Here is a 20,526-nt window from a genome sequence, read left to right as displayed (position 1 = left end):
CGCCCGCCATAAAACATCCCTTCACAGCTGCACGACCCTCGCGCGGTGCCCCGCCGCGAGGCGTCTGGAGGGGCGAGAGGAGTCCGGCACCCGTTGCGAATGGACCCATGCGGGTGGCCGCACTGTTGTCGGCCTCCAGCAGCCGGCGGTACGGGGACTGGATCCTGGGAGGGGCCTGACATGACGGTGACCGAGGCGCCAGCACGACTGACACCGACCGAGGCGGCGGCACCCTGACCGTGGGCCTGCCGGGGATAGCGGACCCCTCGCGGGTCGCGCGATGGGAACCCATGCTCTGCGCCTTCTTCCGCTGGGCTCGGAAGATCGAAACGGGTCCCGGAGCAAATAGCTTCGAACCGGCGGAAACCACAGTCAGAGCAGTACGAGCACGATCGAATAGGATCGCCGATCCCGGTCGGCGGCGACTTCAGCCTGGCCAACTAGGAGAACCAGTCTCGGGCAGGGCGACAGCGCGATCTGCACCCCGCCCGGGAAGATCTCACGCTCAGCTCGCCCCACCGCGGAATTTGAACAGCAGCCTCCCAGGCGCTCCCGAAGCGGTGAGTGTCTGCTGTCCGTTCTGGGGTTCTGGCACGCCTTCCGCCTTCCGTGAAGTCGGGCCAATCCTCGGTGTCCGAGGCCGACGGCCTTGGTGAACCGGCAGGTCGGCAGCTCGTCCAGAGGCGGCCACGAGCGCAGTACGCCAACACCCGGCCTACTGCAAACGCCGCGCTTGAGCGACAGCGGGGGCCTGGACTGTGCTGGTGTTCCCGGTCTTGCTGTGCTGCGGCCGAAGTGGATAACCGGCACGGACGGGCACTCGGACATTTTGAAGCAGAGGAGGGAAGACCATGGACATGGACCGGGAGGCAGGCGGGCGGGCGATGCTCGCCAGCCTGCTGGACGCCAGCCATCTGATGCCGCTGGACGCGCTGCCGGAAAAGGCTGGCGAGCATGCCCGGACCGCGGGCTTCACCGACCTGCTCATCTACGTGACCGATCTGGAGCACCGGGAGCTGCACCTGCTGGCCGGCCCGAACGGGGCCCCGCCGGACACCGCACAGGACATCCGCATCGAGGGCACCACCCCGGGGCGGGCCTACCAGTACGGCTGGCTGACCTCTTCTTCCCTGAACGAGGCGGTCGGCATCGACTGGTGGCTGCCCATCGTGGACGGCACCGAGCGCATTGGAGTGCTGCGCGTGCGCTCCGTGTACGACGATGCCCGTGCCCGTGAGGACGCCGACCGTCTCGCCGCGCTCCTGGCGTTGCTGATCGTTTCGAAGCGGACTTCCAGTGACACGCTCGCGAAGCTGACGCGGACGGAGCCTCTGAACATCGGGGCGGAGATGGCGTGGAACCTGATGCCGCCGAGCACCTACGCCGACGGGCGCATCGTGATCTCGGCGTCGCTGGAGCCGGCCTACCGGGTCAGCGGTGATGTGTACGAGTACGCCCTCGACGGTCCTTTGGTGCACCTGACGATCTTCGACGCCATGGGTCACGACAACGCAGCGGGACTGTGCGGAGCCCTCGCGCTCGGTGCATGCCGCCAGGCCCGCCGCCAGGGCGCCGGCCTCGCCGCCAAGGGGGAAGCCGTGGAAACCGCCCTGATCGACCAGTATCACCAGCGCCGCTACGTCACCGGCATCCTCGCCACCCTCGACACCCGCACCGGGGTCCTGAGCTGGGTCAACCGCGGCCACCACCCGCCGATCATCATCCGCGGCAACCGCTGGAGCAGCCACCTCACGTGCCCCCCGGCTCATCCCATGGGCACTGACCTGGGACTTCCCAGCATCGTGTGCCACGAACAGTTGCAACCGGGTGACCGCATCGTCCTCTACACCGACGGCATCACCGAAGCCCGCAGTGCCGACGACAGCGAATTCGGCCTGGAACGCTTCACCGATCTCCTCGTCCGCCACCACGCCGACGGTCTGCCCGTCCCCGAGACCCTGCGCCGCCTCATCAAGGCCGTCCTCGACTACCACGACGGCCACCTCCAGGACGACGCCACCGTGCTGATGTGTGAATGGCTGGGCCCCACCACCGAGAACACCGAACCAGCGGCGGCCCTGACCGGACTGCTGGACCGCGATCGACCGCTCACCTCAACCACGGACGAGAGCAGTCGGCCATGAACTCCCTCCTGCGCATCGACACAGCCGGCACCCACAGCCAAGCCACTGCCCTCACCGTGGCAGGGCCTCTCGACCTGAACACCGCCTCCATCCTGGAGCACACCGTGGACGAGGCCCTCAACCACCACCCCACCGTGATCCTGAATCTGACCGGCGTCACCTTCTGCGACTCCTCCGGCCTCAACACCCTCATCCGCCTACGCCGCCGCGCTCAGCACTCCGGCGGCGAGCTCATCCTGGCCGCACCGACCCAGCAGATGATGCGCCTGCTCACCATCACCGGCGCCCACAGCGTGTTCCCCATCCACGGCAGCCTGACCGAAGCCTGGCAGGCCGCTCCCGGCACTCCGCCCACCACCTGACCCCATGTGCCGACGTCGTCCCCGTGGCTCCCGAGCCGGAAGCACTCGCAAAGCCGTCCACGACGCCTCTGGGGGACGCGCACAGGCTTCGTCACCGTTTCCAGGAGGCCGCGAAGAGCGGATCGTGGCCGGCGGCCGGGAGTATGCGGTGAAGCTGGGTGTCTTCCTCTCCAACAGCATGAGCAGGCGCGCCAAGTTCACAGGGACAAGCTCGCCGCACTCGGGCTTGAGTGGGCAGCCACGCGTGACGTCGGGTTCGTGCCGTCGTTGGACAGCACGAACCCTTCTACCGGGCCTCGGGGACGTCAAGAAAGGTCAGGCGGCCGCCCTGTCCTGCGGCCGCGTGGCACCATAACGGTCAGTGCTGTATTGCTCCAACAGGGCGTCTGCCGCAGGCAGGGCCTGCTCGATGGTCCGGGCCCCGGTCATCACGCACAGCGTGTACGTGGCGTCGTCCAGTGCACGGCTGGTACGACCGGTGGGACGGACATCATGTTCAATCCGTGTCTCCGCAAAGCGGGTCAGCACCGCGCGCAGTTCTCTTTCCGCCGGAAGGATCATGGTAGCCCTCTCCCCAAACGCGGGTGACGCGTGACGGCTGAGTCCGCCATGCGGCGAACGCACCCTACGTATGACGTCTGACGCCCGCTCAGCACCGAGCATCGTCAGGCAGGTCTTCGGGTGCCCCGTCTAAAGAGGTCTATTCCAGCGCACTTGCGTGCCGGGCCGCGGCACGGCGGTCTTCGGCGGTGATGCGCTGCTCCTCATCGAGCCGGCGTTCGAGGACGATGATGCGGCAGGCGGCCTTGCCCGCGGTAGAACTTGCAAGAGCCCCGACAGAAGCGTAGGTCCTCGCTCAGCGGCCAACTCTCGAAACGTAGACCGTTGCACCACCAATGACCCGTGTGAAAGCAGGTCAGCCATGGTAGGTGTGCATGGATGCAGACCTTTCTCCCCTATCCCGATTTCACGCAATCCGCCGCAGTCTTGGATCAGGCGCGTCTGGGCAAACAGCGGGTCGAGGCTCTGCAGGTGCTGCGCGGCCTGACAGTACCCGGCTACGGATGGCGGCACCATCCCGCCGTTCAGATGTGGACCGGCTATGAGGAGGCCCTGGTCCGTTACGGCCTGGACGTGTGCGCCGTGTGGGCGGCGGATGGGCATGCCGACACATGCGCTGCGACCCTCGTCACCGACTTCAGCCAGCATCATCCCGACACCGTGGTGCGGGCCCAGGAACAGCTTGCAGACGCCGGGGAGCTGCCCCCGTGGCTGGGAGACCCCGCTTTCCATCGCAGCCACCAGTCGGCGCTGATGCGCAAAGCACCTGAGATCTACAGCCCGTTCTTCTCGGATGTTCCTGACAATCTGCCCTACGTCTGGCCGACGTCCGACCGGATCGCTTCGCCGGATGGTGGGACGAGTCATTGACATCCTCCCCGCTCTAAAGGGCGGGGAGGATGTCAACCCCAGCGTGAACGCCAGGGCTCTGCAAGAGTCCCGGTAAGCCGTCGGCGGCGGCCGGGTCCCGTCAGCCGGCGGGCTCCTTCAACACCGTGGTGTACCGGTGCCGTGCCCACAGCGGCAGCGCGATCCAGCACGCGAGGTACCAGGCCACCACCGTGCCCACCAGCCAGGGCACGAAGCCGTCGTGCGTGGCCACCCGGAGGATCAGGAACAGGGCGGAGGTGAGCGTGGCGACCAGCAGCGCCAGGCCGAGGAAGATGAGCCGTGCCGCCCAGCGCACCGCCTGCGCCTTGATGCTGCGGCCGGAGATTATCCGGTGGAAGGGGACGGGCGCGATGAGGGCGCCGGTCGCCGTCGCGCCGAGGACGACCGTGGTGATGTAGATGAACCGGTCCGCGTGCGACAGGTGCCCGAAAGCCGGGGTGAACGCCACGCTCAGCAGGAAGCCGAAGAGAATCTGTACGCCGGTCTGCGCGACCCGGATCTCCTGCATCAGTTCGTTCCACTGCCGGTCGGCCCGCTCGGCCCCGGACTCTTCCCGCTGCGCCTGTTCGGCGCCCTTCGTATGCGTTGCCGTCGGTCTCGCTTCCGCGACCCCACCGTCCGCCACGACCCCTCCCGGTGTGCTCGTTCCTGTAAGCGAGCGGATACCCCCGTTCGTCGCTGGCGTGCACCCCGAATTGGCTGTCCCTTGACCTCGCGTTGAACGACGCTGTGCATGGGACTGCGCGTTCGCGGCGTGCGCCCGATGCTGGACGCGTGGCGAATCCGCCCGTCCACTCCGACCGCGTAGCACCGGCACGGCGAAGAAGAACATCCGTACAAGGGTGGCAAGGTGTCCTGGAGCAGTTCGACCGGGACGTCATGGGCACCGTGAAGTACGCCAAGCAAGTGCTCGCCGACGAGCGTCTGGGATCCCGCTCCCACCCGGACACAGTCGCCGCACCGATGGCGGAGCAGGACGCAGCCGTCAGCCGGCCGGTATCGCGGGTCGTCCTAGAGTTTCCGAAGGCCGCTGAGCACCTTTTCGAGGAGCGTCACGTCGGGCCTTCCCCCATGGGAGTCGTCCCCGCGGGGTTGTTGCACCGTCACGAGCCTCGCCTCCGCGAGATCCGCCACGAGGATTCGGGCGACTCCCAGCGGGACGCCAAGGTGTGCGGAGATTTCCGCGACCGACTTGACCTCTTGGCAGAGAACGCAGATCCGATACGCCTCCGGCGTTTGGCCATGAGGCTCCCAGAGGTCTGTTCTGGTGCTGACCAACGCCTCGATGGCGAGGTGGTGGCTCGGGCGGGTGCGGCCTCCAGTCATGGAGTAGGGCCGAACGAGGGCGGAGGGCTTGGCTCGGCCGCCCGTTGCTGCTTGGAATCGAGGATCTTGAGCCGTGGACGGCGGAGGACGGTATGTCCTGTACGGATCGCCTCCAGGGGGCGTCGTCACGGCTACTGCTCCATTCGGCTGGCGTACCCGAGGGCGTCGGGTACCGGAAACGGCCTACTACCGGTGTCGGCAGAAGATACGCGTTCACGAATCGCACGGTCCGATCCTGTGCAGCGTGCGCCACACAGGGCACGGCGCCGAAGCGTAGCCCTCGCCGTAATCGATTACGAGTCGATTCACAAGGAATGACACTACTCGCTGCCGTAGCGTCCTCAGGGCAGATCACGGCGTACTTCGTAGCTCAGTTCGGAAATCGGCATATGCCGCACCGCGATCTGCCCGTGCGACAGACCATCCGCCCCGCATCCACGGCAGCGGGCCCAATGCGCCTCGAAGCAGAGCAAGTCGAACATACTGCCGAACTCGGCTTTTTTGGGTAAAGCTACTGGTGGCGGAGCAGTTGCGGGTGGCCGGGGCGGGGTGCTGGGGTAGTGGTGCTGAGGGCACGGCCGGCCGTGACGAAGGAGAGCGGGAGACGGTCTGCCGCCGTAGGGTCCAGGGCGCCGGTCGGCGCGGCCCGCAGTGCTTTTTGCCGCCTTCGGTCTGGCTCACGCGGTTGTGGATGCAGAACAGGCATGGCCACTGGTGATCATGTGGGTGTCGATTCCCTGTGAGCACCAAGCGAGTCCATGCCTGCGCGTCCATCCTGTATGCCGTCTTGTCTACAGCCGGACCGCGCGGCCACCTGAGCATCCCGGGCCGTGGGCGCTCCCCGGGCCCTGACAGGGTGGCTTGCCGCGCGGCCCTGCTCTGTGGTCGCGGTGGCCGGGGCCGGGCCGTAGCCGCCGGCCTGCACTGACCGCGAGCATCCACGTGACCGGCGTTGCCTTGCCGGCCGCGCCGTTCGTTGAGTCCGAACGGCCTCTTGCGCGTACTTCCGTTCGTCTGCCTCCGGGCGGCGCCGACGGACAAACCACAGGCAGGAGGAATGGTGCAGTCTTCGCGAAATGTGATGGGAACACTCTTCGTGGGTGGTGCTCTGACCCTGACACTGGCCGCCCTCGTCTACCCGGCGATGCTGGGCCTGGACAACGCCTCGACGTCGAACGACCGCATCATCGCCAACACGCAATGGGGGCCGCTGACAGAGGGCGAACGCGACTTCGTGGTCAAGGTACGCGCAGCCGGCCTGTGGGAGCACCCGCTCGGTTTGATCGGCCTGCAAAAGGGACAGAGCCCGGCCGTCAAGACCGCCAGCCAGCACCTCGTCGACGGGCATGCCGCCCTCGACGCCAGCTGCCGCAAGATCGCGCCGATGCTGAACATCACGCTGCCCAACGTGGCCAGCCCTCAGCAGCAAGGCTTCGTCACCCAGCTACAGGCCGAGTCGGGGCGGCAGTTCGACACCGACTTCGCCAACATCCTGCGGATGACCCACGGCTCCATCTTCAACGCGATCGCCAAGATCCGCTCAACCACCAAGAACACGCTGGTCCGCGCCCTGGCTGACCAGGCGAACAACACGGTGCTCGACCACATCACCGTGATGGAGAAGACCGGCCTCGTCGACTTCGACACCACCGTCTTCAACCAGACCACCCCGCCCAAGCTGCCCAAGAGCGACTTGACCCCACCGGCGCCGGTGCCTGGTCAGCCCCAGGTTGTCCTCAATCCACCGCCCAACCCCACCTCCACACCCGTCGACCTGAGCGCCGCCCTCAACGCTGTTCCTAACTGAGCCGTTGGACGTGGCGATGGGTGAGACGGCGAGTCCGAGGAATGCTTTGTGGACGTCGTCGCGTCGTTCCCAGCGGATACGCAGACGGCGAAAGCCGTGCAGCCAGGCGATCGTGCGCTCCATGACGTCGCGGAAGATGCCCAGGCCGGTGCCGTGGGGCTCGCCGCGCTTCGCGATCACCGGTCGGATCCCGCGGGCCCAAAGCAGGCGCCGGTACTCGTCGTGGTCGTAGCCGCGGTCGGCCAGCAACGCGTCGGGGCGCCTGGGTGGCCTGCCGACGCGGCCCATGACGGGCGGGATCTTGTCGAGCAGTGGCAGGGGCTGGGTGACGTCGTTGCGGTTCCCGCCGGTCAGTGACACCGCGAGCGGGATGTCCTGCCCGTCGACGATGAGGTGGTGCTTGCTGCCCGGCCGCGCTCGGTCGACCAGGCTGGGCCCGCTTTTGGGTCCCGGCGAGCGGCCCTGACGTGGGAGGAGTCGATCACCGCCCAGTCCAGCTGGTGGTCCTTCGACCGTAGCTTCTCCAGCAGCAGCACGTGCAGTTGGTCCCGGACGCCGGCATCGTTCCAGGCGGCCAGACGCCGCCAGCACGTCATGACCGACCCGAAGCCCAGCTTCTGAGGAAAGTACTCCCCTTGGATGCCGGTGTGCAGGACGGAGAGGATCCCGCACAGTGCCTGCCTGTCCGGCACCCGAGGTCTGCCCTCGACCAGCTTCGCTGAGGCGCATCAGGAGGTCGGCGACCTCGGCGCGCCGGCCCTCCGCCACCCCTGGAATAGGACAAGCCCTGGTGCACCGGGAGCCCGACCGGTTCCTCACCGGCCCGGCTGATGGTGGATGGGGGGAGACCTCGGCGCGTTGGGTGAGGCCGGCCACCCGCACTCGGTCTCATCCGTTCTCCGCGGCAAGGGGCGGTCGACAGAGCTTGCCACCCGGTTGTGTGTTGCATCCGCTCCGCCCTTCCAATATCTCTGACAGATAGTCAGAATATTTACACTGTGCCGACTTTGTCAGCCGTTCGGTCGCCTGCCAGTCTGAGGTCCCCCCACCGCGTGCTTCCGTCTCCCCCCGGGGGGAGACGGAAGCACGCGGATTTCAGATGAAGGAGTGGGTGCGATGAGCCACGTTGCCGATGGCGTCCCCTGGCGGGATCCCAAACGTCTGTGGTGGCCTTTGGCACTCGCCGTTCCGACCCTGCCCTGGCAGGCAGGAGCCCTGGTGCACCTCACCGGGGCGACGGTGTTCTGGTGGTGGGGACCTTTCTTCGCCTTCGTGCTGGTGCCGTTGTTCGATCTGGTGACCGGTGCGGACGGGAAGAACCCGCCCGAGGCGGTTGTGGAGCGCCTAGAAGGGGACCGGTACTACCGCTGGTGCACGTATCTGTATCTGCCGTTGCAGTTCGCGTCCTTGGTCTGGGCGTGTGCGCGGTGGTCCGGCGGTGGCCTCGGCGCCTTCGGCTCGTTCGGACTTGCTGCAACCACCGGGGTGGTGGCGGGCGTGGCCATCAACACGGCCCACGAACTCGGTCACAGGCGGGAGCAGGTGGAGCGCCGGCTCAGCCGCCTGGCACTGGCCCAAAGCTGCTATGGGCACTTCTACGTCGAGCACAACCACGGTCACCACGTGCGCGTCGCGACACCGGAGGATCCCGCCAGCTCCCAGATGGGCGAAAGCTTCTGGGCCTTTCTGCCCCGGACAGTTGTCGGCAGTCTGGGCTCCGCCTGGTCGCTGGAGCGGCGCCGCCTTCAGCGCCGGGGGCGACGTACGTGGAGCAGGCACAATGACGTCCTGTCCGCCTGGGCCCTGTCCGTGGCTGTTTTCGCGGCCCTCAGCACAGCGTTCGGCCTCGTGGTGCTGCCCTATCTGCTGCTGCAGGCGGCGCTCGGTATCTGCCTGCTGGAATCGGTCAACTACCTCGAGCACTACGGTCTGCTGCGCCGGCGACGCCCGGACGGTCGCTACGAGCGGGTCGCCCCCCGGCACAGCTGGAACAGCAACAACGCGGTCAGCAACCTCTTCCTCTTCCAGCTCCAGCGGCATTCCGACCACCACGCCAACCCTCTGCGCCGCTACCAGACCCTGCGACACTTCGACGAGGCCCCGCAGCTTCCCGCCGGCTACGCGGCGATGATCATCCTCGCCTGGCTCCCCCCTCTGTGGCGCCGAGTCATGAACCCGCGGCTGCTCGCCCACTACGGTGGCGACAGGAGCCAGACCAACCACAAGAAGGCGCGCGGGCAGCGATCGGAGCCCGCTCAGACCGACCCCACCATCACTCTCGGTTGACGCCCCCTGGCCTGCAGGCTGGAAATTCCCGCCTGCACTCAGCCGGTCGGGGAGCAGCGGCGTCGAGATAGCAGGTGTTCCACTGGACGAGGGCGCTGAGGACCAGGCCGAGGGCGGCGAGCTGGTCCCCCTGCCCTGGCGCACGCATGGCGGATCTGACCCCGGCCACCGCGGCAACGCGGGCGAGCCGGTGGGGGGACTCCTGTACGGTCAGCTGTCTGCTCCTCAAGTGCCGCAGCACCTAGGCGATCGGCCTCGGCGACGACGAGGGATCTGGGGTGCGAGGTCTGCCGTGCAAAGGCGTGCCGTCCGGCGAGCCGCGGTCGAATCACCTCCGCGCGGCGGATCGCCACGGAGCAGGTGAGGCCACCCGGCGAGCAGTGGTCGCCGATACGCCGACGGGACCAGGCACTACGGGCCGGGCCAGTGTGCCGGGAGGCACAGAGGCTGAGACTTCGTCACACCGTCTGCTGCCGCCCCTATCGTGCAAAGTGCCGCAGGACGGTGCTGCGGCCCCGGTCTGGCACGGTCCAGAGAGTCTGCCCCTGGACGTTCCAACGTTCAAGCAAGGTGGCTGGGCCGGTCGTAGTGAGGGGGATGCGGGCCAGTGACGTCTCCACGGCAAAGCCGAGGTTCGTGACGGCTCGCAGATAGGCGCGCGCCGTAATGGGCTCCAATGGTGCGAAATGCGGGCAATCCTCGCTGAGCGCACCGCTGTCGAGGGTGCAGACCGCCCTGCCGGGGGGCGTTAATCGCTCAGTCGCAGCGCCCTTGACCGGCCGTCAGGTCAAGCGGATACAGGTCGCTCCACAGATGTTGAAGGAGGGCCTGGGCGGCAGCGCGTGACGGCGGAGTGTCGGGGTCACGAAGCGCGACGGGCAGCCGTTCGACCCGGGCCTGTTCTCCGGGCTGGGTAGAAGAGGGTACAAGGCGGGGGGTTCGCCCCAGTTGCCATCGTGCCGCAAGGACGGCTCCGGCGATCGATGCGGCGCATAGAGCCGCAGCACTGCGGAGCAATGGGGTCTGCATGGTTTACCCCCCGTCCGTCCGGTCACTTCCGTCTGCCCCCCCGGGTCTCCCCCACAGCCCCGGGCATGCGTGCTGAATCAGCCCAGACGGCGAAGCGGTCTTGTCAGGAGCTTTCCGACGAGAGGCCCGTCGAGCGGTGCCGGACCGTGCGTGATGTCTGACTGCTTTCGTCACGGGGAGGCGGGTCTCGTTTCGATGCGTTGCCGTAAACGTGTGTCGAATGCGACCTACAGGCCACTCGGGGAGGACGAACGGTCACAGGGTGATATTTCGGGTGCACTGCCTTCGGGATGCGCCCGCGATCGAAATCCACGGGACCGCCGAGCGTCCGATGAGGAGGAGTCGCCGATGACTGGGTCCATACAAACCGGAGCGGGGAGCACGGGAGAGCGGTTCAAGGAGGAGGCTTCTGCCACGGCCGGGCACGCGCAGCAGGCCGCGACGCAGGTCGCGGGAACAGCAGCGGAGCAGGCCCGGACCGTTGTGGGGGAAGCACGGCAGCAGGCCGGCAACGTCCTTGGCGATCTGCGCGGCCGTGCGATGGAGGAGGCCGACGGTCAGGCCCGGCGTGCTGCCGGTGTGCTGCGGCAGTGGGCGCAGGACCTGTCGGGGCTTGCCGAGCACGCCCAGGGTGACTCGCCGGCGCGCAGCCTGGCGGCCCAGGCGGCCGACCGGGGGCACCGGACGGCCGAGTACCTGGACAAGCAGGGGGTCGAGGGCCTGGTCTCAGACCTCCAGGGCTTCGCCCGTCGGCGCCCGGGAGCCTTTCTCGGCGGCGCGGTGCTGGCTGGGCTGGCCGTCGGACGGCTGACGAAGGCGGCGACACAGGCTAAGGCTTCCCGGTCCGATGGACACGACACGGGGCAGGCCGTCGGCAGTCGGGACCAGAGCGGGATAGATGCCCCGGCCTCCGCTGCCCTGCCGGCCGGCTCCACCACGGGCTCCCTCCCGGAGCCGCCGATGCCTCCGTCGGCTCCGCCGACCGTCGGCACTTCAGCGGATGGCATGCCGGGTCCTTCCTACCCGGAGGTGTGAGATGTCCTCGATTCCGCGTACGCCCGATTCCCTCGGCGCGCAGGCGCAGGACTCGTCTGTTGGGCAGCTCCTCTCCCAGGTCACCTCGGATCTGCAGACCCTCTTCCGTCAGGAAGTCGAGCTCGCCAAGGCCGAGATCCAGGAGGAAGCGGCCAAAGCGGGTAAGGCCGCAGGCCTGTACGGCGGTGCGGGCTTCGCGGGATACATGGTCCTGCTGTTCCTGTCCCTGGCCGGAGTGCTCGGCCTGTCCAACGTGATGGACGGGGGCTGGGCCGCTCTGATCGTCACCGCGGTGTGGGCCGTCGTGGCGGCCGTGCTCTTCCAGAGGGGCCGCACGCAGATGCGCACCGTCTCCCCCAAGCCCGAGCAAACCGTCGAGACCATGAAGGAGAACAAGGAATGGGCACGTCACCCGACCAAGTGAGGACCGAGATCGAGGCCACCCGTGGCCGGCTGTCCGCTGACGTGGACCAGCTCGCCGACCACACAAGTCCCCGGCGGATGGTGGAGCGCCGCAAGCAGCGGGTGCGCGGCGCGGTCTCTGGCATCCGCGAGCGGGTTATGGGCACCGCCGCCCACGCCTCGAACGGGGCGGGGAGTGCCGCGCAGTCCGCAGCCGGTGCGCTCCAAGAGGGCACCGACCGGGCCGCCGGATCGGCACACGACGCAATGGGGCAAGTAGGACAGGTCGTCCAGGAGGCGCCCGAACTTGCCCGGCGTCAGACTCAGGGCAACCCGCTGGCGGCGGGTCTGGTCGCCTTTGGCATCGGCATGCTGGCGTCCTCGCTGCTGCCCACCACAAAGGTCGAGGAGGAGAAGGCCACCGACCTGATGCAAAGCGACGCGGTGGAACCGGTGAAGCAGGCGGTCCTGGAGTCCGCGCAGCACCTGAAGGAAGGCGCCCAGGATGCGGCACAGGACGCGACCGCGGAGGTGAAGGACACCGCCTCACAGGCTGTCGGCGCCACACGGGACGAAGCGCGTGAGCAGGCCGGGCACGTCACGGAACAGACGCGGGGTTCAGGCCAAGCCCTCGCGGACGAAGCTCGGCAGTAGACCGGGCGCAGTTGAGTCACCCTCTCCCTCGGCAGGCCTCGCCGGGCGGTCTTCGAACAGCGGGCGCCCGATGAGCCAGCTCGCCGAGTCCGGCCGTCCCTGCGGTGGAGCGACGGGTAGGCTGCCGATCATTTGGACGAACCGGCGGCCTACCCGTCGGCCGCCGGGGCGTCCGGGGCGATGCCAGGAGTGCGGGGTACGCCCGCACATGGCTGCACGATCGTGGAGGTAGGCATGAGGTCGGCGGCGTGCGCCTCGTGCCAGGCCCGGTCCTGCCAGTAGGCGAAAGGACGCGCGTTGCGGTCGTGCCGGCTCAACAGTGACCCGTGTGGGCGTCTCACGCGGAGGAAGCGCTGGAACAATGCCCCAGCACCTCGTCGCGTATACGCCCGCAACTGCTCGTGATCAGCCGGGAGACATGCATCGGGGACAGGCCGAGCCGACCGGCTATGCGAATCTGGGTCATGTCCTCGAAGAAGCGCAGGTAAAGCCCGCTCGGGTCAGTGGTCGCCGGCGTCCTCCGTTACCCCGTTACCTGCTTGCCTCAGAGACAGCGGCGTCCGCGCCGCACCGGGGCAAGGCCATCGCGGCACTCGTAGACCGCGATGGACAGGGCTGTCACTGCGGCACGGGCACGTTCTAAGTCCGAGCCCTTGTCAAGGACCTCCAATGCGTCCGCCGCCGACACTCGGACAGTGCAGGGAAGCCCGTCGTGGGCCGAGAGGTGATACGCGGTAGTGCGGCGGGCCTCTTGCTCCGCTCCCCTCACACCGCCGGGAGTCAGCGGGAACACCGCTGCCTCGTACAGCGCGACAGCAATGAGGACCAGGTCCGCGACTCCTTCCGCAGCCCCCTCAATCCGGGCGCGCTCAAGCGAAGCCGACGCACCACGGTAAAAGAAGACCCATCCGGCCCCTACGCCCACGGCAGCCGTGCCCGCTGCCACCGCAGTCCCCGTCCAGTCGCCGACAACGAGACCGAAGCCAGATGCACCGACCGCCGCGCACACCACAATCGCGATGGTGAGCCCCACATACGCGCGGGCGCCTGGAGACAGGTTCATGACCCGCAGAATGCGAGTGCTCCCCGACCTTCCTGGGCCGCGCCTGGGTCATCGTTCAGGGCCGCAACGAGTACACCGCACTCAAGGGAGTTGGTCACCATGGCTGCTTCAAGCCTCCTCTGGATGCCTGGGCAGCACCCCTTGTGCGGCTACCCGTTGCCGCCTTCGTGATGCGCAAGCTCTTTCGGTGGGTTCGACGACAGACAGTGGACATGACCGCGTCCGCCGCCCGGAACACGACCGCCGCGCCTCGCTGCTGCTCAGCCGCGGCGTCGGAAGCCGCACGCCGCCCAGCTGGACGACACTGCGCTCGTCGCCGTCGGCGCGCCTCCGGCTTCGGCTCCACCCTGATCGGCTCGGTCGGCCCGTTGGACACCCCGTTCTTCCTCGCCCGCGTACTGCTCAGGCCGGGCAGCAGTACGCATGGCAGTGTGCAGGGGGTTGTTGCAGGACGGCCGGCGAGGCGGGGCCACTGCCGGGCCCTATCGCCATCGGCATCCGTAGCGGCAGGGTCGGTAGCCGTCGACGACCATTACCGCATCCGCACAGGCATCGCAGCCATTGAGAGAACCCGCTGCTCGATCTCAGGCAGACACCCGGCCGGACACCGTGCCCTCATCAGGCAGCGCTGACTTGTGGGCGCGGCCACCCCGCCACTCCACCCACCGCAGATCGTCCAGGACGGCATCAGGATCAGCGATTCCGACGTTCTCGAGGAACACGACCAGATCGCGATCGCTGTAGGCACTGCCGAGGATCTCGTCACGGCCGTGACGGTGCACGGTGACCCTCTGACCGCCCGTCCGAGACGGCCGGTGCACGACGATCGGCGCACTGGTCACGCTTCCAGCCTGCCCCCCGCGGAATCGTGAGACGAGTCGGCTAGCTCGGGCACGGCGCAGAACACGGACGCCCGGAGCCTGGCGGAGGCCGTCCCGGCCGCACAACGAGAAAGACAATCAACACCCCGACTTTCTGACCTGTCGATCCGACACACACCCTTACCACTCTCCTACTCGGCGCCGGAGACGGGTTCCCGTAGTCGGGGACGGCTGACGCTGCGATGCGGGGGCCACGGCTTTCCCGTGCTAAGGATGCTCCGAGCGGCCGCAGCACAGCCGTAACCCGACCAGTGCAGTCCAGTATCGGCTTCCTCGAAGGTCGTCTGCCTGGATGCCGTCGCCCCGCACCTGATCGACTGGAGGACTAGGGACGGTCGCCGGTGCCGCCGCCAATGGGGGTGGAAGTCTGCTGGTGGCCGCCGGGGCGCACGGCCCGCTGGGTGTCGTGGATGCTGTCGCGGGCGGCCTCGGCAACCGCTTCGGGGGTGATGCCGAACTCGGTGTACAGGCGCTGGTAGTCGGCGGAGGCTCCGTAGTGTTCAAGGCTGACGATCCGCCCGGCATCCCCGACGATGTCGCGCCAGCCCTGCCCGATGGCGGCCTCGACGCTGACTCGTGCGCGTACGGTCGGCGGCAGGACCTCGTCCTGGTAGTCCTGGGGCTGGGCGGCGAACCATTCCCGGCACGGCATCGACACCACCCGCACCGCCAGTCCCTCGGCGGTCAGCAGGTTGCGGGCGTCCAGGGCGATCTGGACCTCTGAGCCGGTGGCGACCAGGATCGCGTCGGGCACCGCGCCGTCGGCCGTGTCCGCGAGGACGTATCCGCCGCGGCCCGCTCCCCGAGCAGATGCGTATTCGCCGTTGCCGCGGTCCAGGACCGGCAGGTTCTGCCGGGACAGGATCAGTCCGGCGGGCCGGTCGCCGTGTTCGAGGATGGTCTGCCAGCAGGTGGTGGTCTCGTTGGCGTCGGCGGGCCGAACGACGTCGAGGCCGGGGATGGCGCGCAGTGCGGCCAGGTGTTCGACGGGTTGGTGGGTGGGGCCGTCCTCGCCCAGGCCGATGGAGTCGTGGGTCCAGATGTAGGTGGCGGGCAGCTGCATCAGGGCGGCCAGGCGTACGGCGGGGCGCATGTAGTCGGAGAAGGTCAGGAAGGTGCCGCCGTAGGGGCGGGTCAGGCTCTGCAGGGCGATGCCGTTGAGGACTGCGCCCATGGCGTGTTCGCGGATCCCGAAGTGCAGGGTGCGCCCGTACGGGCCGCCCTTCCAGTCCTTGGTCTGGCGGTCGGCCGGCACGAAGGAGGGCTCCCCGTCCATGGTGGTGTTGTTGCTGCCCGCCAGGTCGGCCGAGCCGCCCCACAGTTCCGGCAGGACGGGGGCGAGCGCGGTGAGGATCTTGCCGGAGGCGGCGCGGGTGGCCATGCCCTCAGGGTCGGCGGGAAAGTCGGGCAGGGCGTCGCTCCAGCCGTCGGGCAGTCGCTGCTCCTGCAAGCGCTCCAGCAGCGCGGCGCGCTCAGGGTTGGCCGAGCGCCAAGCCGCGAAGGCCTCGTCCCACTGCTCGTGGGCCTCCCGGCCGCGGTCGGACGCGGCGCGGGTGCGGGCCAATACCTCGTCCTCGACGATGAAGTGCGCCTGGGGGTCGAAGCCCAGCAGCGTCTTGGTGGCGGCGATCTCGTCCTCGCCCAGCGCGGAGCCGTGCGCCTTGCCCGTGTTCTGCTTGGTGGGGGCGGGCCAGCCGATCAAGGTACGCAGCATGATCAGGGAGGGGCGGCCTGTCTCCTCGCGGGCCGCCCGGATGGCCTCCAGGAGCGCATCGACGTCCTCGACGTACGTTCCGGTGCGCGTCCAGTCGACAGTCTGTACGTGCCAGCCGTAGGCGGCGAAGCGGGCGGGGACGTCTTCGCTGAAGGAGACGTTGGTGTCGTCCTCGATGGAGATGTGGTTGGAGTCGTAGAAGACGGTGAGGCCGCCCAGTTCCTGGTGGCCGGCCAGCGATGCGGCCTCGGCGGTGATGCCCTCCATCAGGTCGCCGTCGGAGGCGACGACGTAGACGTGGTGGTCGAAGGGGCTGCTGCCCGGCTCGGCGTCGGGGTCGAGCAGGCCGCGTTCGCGCCGTGCCGACATGGCCATGCCGACTGCGCTGGCCAGGCCCTGGCCCAGCGGTCCGGTGGTGATCTCCACGCCGCGGGTGTGGCGGTGCTCGGGGTGGCCGGGGGTGGCCGAGTCCCAGGTCCGGTATGCCTCCAGGTCCGACAGCTCCAGGCCGAAGCCGGCCAGGTACAGCTGGATGTACAGGGTCAGGCTGGAGTGCCCGCAGGACAGCACGAACCGGTCCCGTCCCAGCCACTGGTCATCGGCCGGGTCGTGCCGCATCACGTTCTGGAACAGCAGGTAGGCCAGCGGGGCCAGGCTCATCGCCGTGCCCGGGTGCCCGTTGCCGACCTTCTGCACCGCGTCGGCCGCCAGCAGCCGCACGGTGTCCACGGCACGCACATCGACCTCGTCCCAGCCGGCCTGCTTCGCCAGCGGGAGCGCCAAGGACCTGTCGCGTCGTACGGTGCCGCCGGACTGTTCACTCGCCATGCCGTTGCTCCTTCATCAAGCCGGTGGGCGGACGGCAGCAGAACGCCCGTACAGGGAGTCCGCTCTGCTGCCTTCCGCGTGGGGTGCCTCATCCCGTGGGCCGTGAGCGATTGCTCACCTGCCATGGAGCGGGCGAGCAATCGCTCGCGGGAGCGATCAGCTGGCGGGCGCGGTCTGCGGATCGAGCGCGCGGGTGGCGGCCGCGACCCTCAGCTCCTCCAGGGCCGTGCTCTGGCGCTCAGCGCGTTGCAGCAGGATGTCCAGATGCGCTGCGTCCAGGCGCCGGTCGGTCTCGGACAGGGCGCGCAGGCTCCGCCAGCACGCTGCCTTGCCCTGGACACCCAGGAACATCGCCTCTGCTTCCAGGACGTCGCTGAGCGGGGAGCGGGAGAAGAGGTGGCCGTTGGTCTTCAGGCGGCCGGCCTTCTCCGCGACCCAGCCCAGGACGGCCTTGGTGCGGTCAACGGACACTCCCAGGTCAGCCATGATCTGCGCCAGCGCGTCGCGGTCCTCCTCCACCTGCCGGGCCAGGTCCGTCAGGACTGCTTCCTCGCCCTCGCCCTTCCTCGCACCGGCGGCGCGCTGGAAGAGCTCCAGGCCACCGGTCGCCCCGGTGTAGTGGTCGTTGAGGTAGATCGCCAGGAGGCCGGCGCTGTTCGAACCACCGTCCGCGGACCCGGCCCCCGACCTGGCGCCGGAGCGCATCGCGTTGTCCACCGAGTCCCCGAGCTCCGCCCAGCTGGCCTCGAACTTCTCCAGCCCCTCACGTTCCAGGGTGGCGGTCACGTCCGCGAAGTCGACACCGGCATCTTGCAGCGACGCCAGGTGGGCTGCGGCGGCGGCGTAGTCCTCGCCGGTCAGTGCGTGGCCGGGCACGGTGCCGTGGTCGGCAAACGCGGTCAGCGTGGTGCCGGGCATGGTGTTGACCGTACCCGCGATGAGCAGGTCACTGACGTACATCGTGTCCGGGTAGTGCGGATTCTTCACCCCGGTGGACGCCCACAGCGGTCGCTGGACGTTGGCCCCCGCCGCGGCCAGGTGCTGCCAGCGCGGCTCGGCCACCACCTGCTCGTACGCCTGGTACGCCAGCCTGGCGTTAGCGACCGCGGACTTGCCCTTGAGCTCGTGGGCCTGCGGGCTGTCCAGGGCGTCGAGGCGGCGGTCGACCTCGGTATCGACGCGCGAGACGAAGAAGGAGGCGACCGAGTGAATGCCCGACAGGTCGAGCCCCGCCTCCAGGGCCTGCTCCAGACCGGCCTGGTAGGCGTCCATCACCTTCCGATACCGGTCCAGAGAAAAGATCAGCGTGACGTTGACGCTGATGCCCCGGGCGATGGCAGCGGTGATCGCGGCCAGCCCCTCACGGGTCGCCGGAATTTTCACGAACAGGTTCGGCTCATTCACGGTCTCCCACAGCTTCACAGCCTGCGTGCTCGTGGCCTCGGCATCCCGGGCCAGCCGTGGGTCGACCTCGATCGAGACCCGCCCGTCCACCCCGTTGCTGTTCCGGTAGACCTCCCGGAACGCCCGGCAGCCCTCGCGCACGTCGTCGGTGGTCAGCGCGAAGACCGCGTCATCGACCTGCGCCCCCTGAGCACCAAGGCGCGCCAGCTGGTCGTTATAACGGTCGCCCTTGGACAACGCCGAGGCAAAGATCGTGGGGTTCGTAGTAACACCGACCACATGCTTGTCAGCGATCAGCTTCTTCAGCTGGCCGCTGGCCAGCAGCTCGCGGGACAGGTCGTCCAGCCACACCGACACCCCCGCGGCGGACAGCTCAGCAAGCGGATCGGGCGAAGCGGAAACAGACACGCGAAACCTCCATGGTGGAGCGGCGCCGCTTGGCCGCACGGCTGTACGGCTGTACGGCTGTACGCAGAGCGGACTCGTGGCAGCAGCACCCGCTGCCTTCCGTGTCTCCGTTTCCGCCCGCCTCACTCACCAAAGGCACCGCAGAATCGTCCGCTGAAGGGCCTGGCGCGCCTTCGACCACCGCGGCACCCCGGAAGTGACGTGCCATGTGGGCATCGGGTGCTGGGTCACATCACGGCGTCAGCGCTGGGTTTCGGCCTGTGGGCGCGGCTGCGGCCGCGGAAAGGTCGGCGCCTGTTGCGGAGGCATCAATCCTCGCGCAGCGCAGACCGCCCGTGCTGCCACCGCGCGGCAGCGGAAGCCGCCTTCCGCTGGAGGTAACCACGTGGCCGAAGACAACTGACCCGTTCCGATAGAGCCGTGCCGAAAGCGACCGGTGCGATCCGGTACGACCATCTGGGCCGCGTGTCGTCGTCTCTGGCCCGGCTCCGTTGTGGCCCTGGTGAGGCCGGCTCATGGAGAAGCCCTCTGAGATGCTGCCGTGCTCAACGCGATGAGCCGGGGTACTCGACCAATATGACTGAATTCAGTCCCATCAGAGATAAAGGCCACAAAAGTGGTGACGTTGCACCGCCTCCCGAGGAGGCCGGGCCCGGGCCCGAGGTGGAAGAGCAGGCCCCGGACAGTCCGACCGAGCTGCCCAAGCAGGCGTGGGGCAAGGTCCTTTCCGGGAGTCTGCGGGAGTTCAAGAAGGACGAGCTGACCGACCGGGCCGCCGCCCTGACCTACTACGGGGTACTCGCGCTGTTTCCCGCCCTGCTGGCCCTGGTCTCCCTGCTGGGCATCACCGGCAAGTCGACCACGGACAAAGTCCTGGTCAACCTCAAGCAGCTCGCCCCCGGTCCGGCTCGCGACATCCTCACCCGCGCCGTGGCACAACTGCAGGGCAACGCAGGCCTCGGCTCCATCGTCGCCATCGTCGGCCTCGTCGTGGCCATATGGTCCGCGTCCGGTTACGTCGCGGCGTTCATACGCGCTGCGAACGCCGTCTACGACATGCCCGAGGGCCGCCCGGCCTGGAAGATCCTGCCGGTACGTGTCGGCGTGACCATCGTCCTGATGGTCCTGGCCGTCGTCAGCGCACTGATCGTGGTCTTCACCGGCGGCATCGCCCGCCAGGCCGGCACCGCGCTGGGCATCGGAGACAGCGCGCTGACGGTGTGGTCGATCGCCAAATGGCCCGTCCTGATCGTCCTCGTCACCATCATGATCGCGATCCTGTACTGGGCCTGCCCGAACGCGAAGGTGAAGGGCTTCAGGTGGATCACCCCAGGCAGCTTCCTCGCACTGGTCATCTGGCTGATCGCCTCCGCCGGGTTCGCCTTCTACGTCGCCAACTTCGCCTCCTACAACAAGACCTACGGCACCATGGCAGGCGTCATTGTCTTCCTGGTGTGGCTGTGGATCAGCAACCTGGCCATCCTCCTCGGCCTGGAGTTCGACGCCGAAGCCGTACGCCAGCGAGCCCTCGCCGGCGGCATGGCGCCCGGGACAGAGCCCTACACGCAGCCCCGCGACACCCGGAAATGGGACGAGGAAGACCTACGCCACATGGAAAAGAGCCGTGAATAGTCCCCCGGCATAGGCCGTCAGGCGGACTGCCGCCGTCACTCCGCCTGGCCACCGCTGCGGCATGACCATGTGGTGGCTGGTCAGCCGCTCCAGAAGGGC

15 protein-coding genes and 4 pseudogenes are annotated in these 20,526 nt (G+C 68.3%); 9 read left to right on the top strand and 10 right to left on the bottom strand.

The window, feature by feature from the left end:
* The first annotated feature begins 851 nt into the window (after positions 1 to 851).
* The gene (locus WJM95_RS34625; protein ID WP_339135027.1) at positions 852 to 2,144 is read left to right on the top strand and encodes a PP2C family protein-serine/threonine phosphatase; all 1,293 of its coding nucleotides are present in this window, start codon (positions 852 to 854) and stop codon (positions 2,142 to 2,144) included.
* A complete protein-coding gene (locus WJM95_RS34620; protein WP_339135025.1) occupies positions 2,141 to 2,506 on the top strand; it encodes an STAS domain-containing protein in 366 nt (121 codons plus the stop codon). The genes WJM95_RS34625 and WJM95_RS34620 overlap by 4 nt, the downstream gene beginning before the upstream one ends.
* Before the next feature lie 315 nt (positions 2,507 to 2,821).
* Here WJM95_RS34620 and WJM95_RS34615 read toward each other — a convergent pair whose 3' ends face one another.
* Positions 2,822 to 3,067, bottom strand: coding sequence for a DUF5133 domain-containing protein (locus WJM95_RS34615; RefSeq protein ID WP_339135023.1), 246 nt, complete (start codon positions 3,065 to 3,067; stop codon positions 2,822 to 2,824).
* A gap of 378 nt (positions 3,068 to 3,445) precedes the next feature.
* Here WJM95_RS34615 and WJM95_RS34610 point away from each other — a divergent pair, with 378 nt between their 5' ends.
* Positions 3,446 to 3,937: an MSMEG_6728 family protein gene (locus tag WJM95_RS34610; protein ID WP_339135021.1), complete on the top strand. Its 492-nt coding sequence runs from the start codon at positions 3,446 to 3,448 to the stop codon at positions 3,935 to 3,937.
* Between the two features lie 100 nt (positions 3,938 to 4,037).
* Here WJM95_RS34610 and WJM95_RS34605 read toward each other — a convergent pair whose 3' ends face one another.
* Together WJM95_RS34605 and WJM95_RS34600 are read right to left on the bottom strand one after the other, a co-directional pair.
* Positions 4,038 to 4,583, bottom strand: coding sequence for a DUF6328 family protein (locus tag WJM95_RS34605; RefSeq protein WP_339135019.1), 546 nt, complete (start codon positions 4,581 to 4,583; stop codon positions 4,038 to 4,040).
* A 386-nt stretch (positions 4,584 to 4,969) separates the two neighbouring features.
* A pseudogene (locus WJM95_RS34600) lies at positions 4,970 to 5,308 on the bottom strand (DUF742 domain-containing protein); the annotation flags it as partial.
* Between the two features lie 1,033 nt (positions 5,309 to 6,341).
* Here WJM95_RS34600 and WJM95_RS34595 point away from each other — a divergent pair.
* Complete coding sequence (locus WJM95_RS34595; RefSeq protein WP_339135017.1) at positions 6,342 to 7,091, top strand: DUF4142 domain-containing protein; 750 nt, start codon at positions 6,342 to 6,344, stop codon at positions 7,089 to 7,091.
* Positions 7,092 to 7,118: 27 nt separating this feature from the next.
* Here the strand turns inward: WJM95_RS34595 and WJM95_RS34590 are convergent.
* A pseudogene (locus WJM95_RS34590) lies at positions 7,119 to 7,795 on the bottom strand (IS5 family transposase); the annotation flags it as partial.
* 412 nt (positions 7,796 to 8,207) lie between these two features.
* On the opposite strand from WJM95_RS34590, the gene WJM95_RS34585 reads away from it, so the two are divergent.
* Positions 8,208 to 9,377 carry an alkane 1-monooxygenase gene (locus WJM95_RS34585; protein ID WP_339135015.1) on the top strand — a complete coding sequence of 390 codons (1,170 nt, stop codon included), beginning with the start codon at positions 8,208 to 8,210 and terminating at the stop codon, positions 9,375 to 9,377.
* Positions 9,378 to 9,432: 55 nt separating this feature from the next.
* On the opposite strand, the pseudogene WJM95_RS34580 reads toward WJM95_RS34585, so the two are convergent.
* Positions 9,433 to 9,603 (bottom strand): annotated as a pseudogene (locus WJM95_RS34580) (Tn3 family transposase); the annotation flags it as partial.
* A gap of 1,151 nt (positions 9,604 to 10,754) precedes the next feature.
* Between WJM95_RS34580 and WJM95_RS34575 the strand changes: the two are divergent.
* The 3 genes from WJM95_RS34575 to WJM95_RS34565 are packed head-to-tail and all read left to right on the top strand — an operon-like array spanning position 10,755 to position 12,497.
* Positions 10,755 to 11,441, top strand: a complete 687-nt coding sequence (locus WJM95_RS34575) for a hypothetical protein (protein WP_339135013.1) — start codon at positions 10,755 to 10,757, stop codon at positions 11,439 to 11,441.
* A 1-nt stretch (position 11,442) separates the two neighbouring features.
* Positions 11,443 to 11,865 carry a phage holin family protein gene (locus tag WJM95_RS34570; protein ID WP_339135011.1) on the top strand — a complete coding sequence of 141 codons (423 nt, stop codon included), beginning with the start codon at positions 11,443 to 11,445 and terminating at the stop codon, positions 11,863 to 11,865.
* Positions 11,841 to 12,497, top strand: a complete 657-nt coding sequence (locus tag WJM95_RS34565) for a DUF3618 domain-containing protein (protein ID WP_339135009.1) — start codon at positions 11,841 to 11,843, stop codon at positions 12,495 to 12,497. The genes WJM95_RS34570 and WJM95_RS34565 overlap by 25 nt, the downstream gene beginning before the upstream one ends.
* Before the next feature lie 337 nt (positions 12,498 to 12,834).
* On the opposite strand, the pseudogene WJM95_RS34560 reads toward WJM95_RS34565, so the two are convergent.
* From WJM95_RS34560 to tal, 5 genes and pseudogenes are all read right to left on the bottom strand, one after another.
* A pseudogene (locus tag WJM95_RS34560) lies at positions 12,835 to 12,999 on the bottom strand (sigma factor-like helix-turn-helix DNA-binding protein); the annotation flags it as partial.
* Positions 13,000 to 13,041: 42 nt separating this feature from the next.
* Complete coding sequence (locus WJM95_RS34555) at positions 13,042 to 13,560, bottom strand: hypothetical protein (RefSeq protein WP_339135007.1); 519 nt, start codon at positions 13,558 to 13,560, stop codon at positions 13,042 to 13,044.
* A gap of 584 nt (positions 13,561 to 14,144) precedes the next feature.
* Positions 14,145 to 14,402, bottom strand: a complete 258-nt coding sequence (locus WJM95_RS34550) for a hypothetical protein (protein ID WP_339135005.1) — start codon at positions 14,400 to 14,402, stop codon at positions 14,145 to 14,147.
* Positions 14,403 to 14,766: 364 nt separating this feature from the next.
* Positions 14,767 to 16,983, bottom strand: a complete 2,217-nt coding sequence (tkt, locus tag WJM95_RS34545; protein ID WP_339135003.1) for a transketolase — start codon at positions 16,981 to 16,983, stop codon at positions 14,767 to 14,769.
* 156 nt (positions 16,984 to 17,139) lie between these two features.
* Positions 17,140 to 18,795 carry a transaldolase gene (tal, locus tag WJM95_RS34540; RefSeq protein ID WP_339135001.1) on the bottom strand — a complete coding sequence of 552 codons (1,656 nt, stop codon included), beginning with the start codon at positions 18,793 to 18,795 and terminating at the stop codon, positions 17,140 to 17,142.
* Between the two features lie 576 nt (positions 18,796 to 19,371).
* Here tal and WJM95_RS34535 point away from each other — a divergent pair.
* Positions 19,372 to 20,427 carry a YihY/virulence factor BrkB family protein gene (locus tag WJM95_RS34535; RefSeq protein WP_339134999.1) on the top strand — a complete coding sequence of 352 codons (1,056 nt, stop codon included), beginning with the start codon at positions 19,372 to 19,374 and terminating at the stop codon, positions 20,425 to 20,427.
* Positions 20,428 to 20,526: the final 99 nt, after the last annotated feature.

Source organism: Streptomyces sp. f51 (assembly GCF_037940415.1).
Taxonomy (GTDB): Bacteria; Actinomycetota; Actinomycetes; order Streptomycetales; family Streptomycetaceae; genus Streptomyces.
The sequence above is the reverse complement of the archived record's forward strand: the minus strand, read 5'-3'. Positions and strand labels throughout refer to the sequence as shown.

Coding starts and splice junctions, on each gene's coding strand:
- WJM95_RS34565 (WP_339135009.1), top strand. CDS start 11,841: ATGGGCACGTCACCCGACCAAGTGAGGACCGAGATCGAGGCCACCCGT.
- WJM95_RS34595 (WP_339135017.1), top strand. CDS start 6,342: ATGGTGCAGTCTTCGCGAAATGTGATGGGAACACTCTTCGTGGGTGGT.
- tkt (WP_339135003.1), bottom strand. CDS start 16,983: ATGGCGAGTGAACAGTCCGGCGGCACCGTACGACGCGACAGGTCCTTG.
- WJM95_RS34575 (WP_339135013.1), top strand. CDS start 10,755: ATGACTGGGTCCATACAAACCGGAGCGGGGAGCACGGGAGAGCGGTTC.
- WJM95_RS34610 (WP_339135021.1), top strand. CDS start 3,446: ATGCAGACCTTTCTCCCCTATCCCGATTTCACGCAATCCGCCGCAGTC.
- WJM95_RS34585 (WP_339135015.1), top strand. CDS start 8,208: ATGAGCCACGTTGCCGATGGCGTCCCCTGGCGGGATCCCAAACGTCTG.
- WJM95_RS34535 (WP_339134999.1), top strand. CDS start 19,372: ATGACTGAATTCAGTCCCATCAGAGATAAAGGCCACAAAAGTGGTGAC.
- WJM95_RS34625 (WP_339135027.1), top strand. CDS start 852: ATGGACATGGACCGGGAGGCAGGCGGGCGGGCGATGCTCGCCAGCCTG.
- WJM95_RS34615 (WP_339135023.1), bottom strand. CDS start 3,067: ATGATCCTTCCGGCGGAAAGAGAACTGCGCGCGGTGCTGACCCGCTTT.
- WJM95_RS34570 (WP_339135011.1), top strand. CDS start 11,443: ATGTCCTCGATTCCGCGTACGCCCGATTCCCTCGGCGCGCAGGCGCAG.
- WJM95_RS34620 (WP_339135025.1), top strand. CDS start 2,141: ATGAACTCCCTCCTGCGCATCGACACAGCCGGCACCCACAGCCAAGCC.
- WJM95_RS34555 (WP_339135007.1), bottom strand. CDS start 13,560: ATGAACCTGTCTCCAGGCGCCCGCGCGTATGTGGGGCTCACCATCGCG.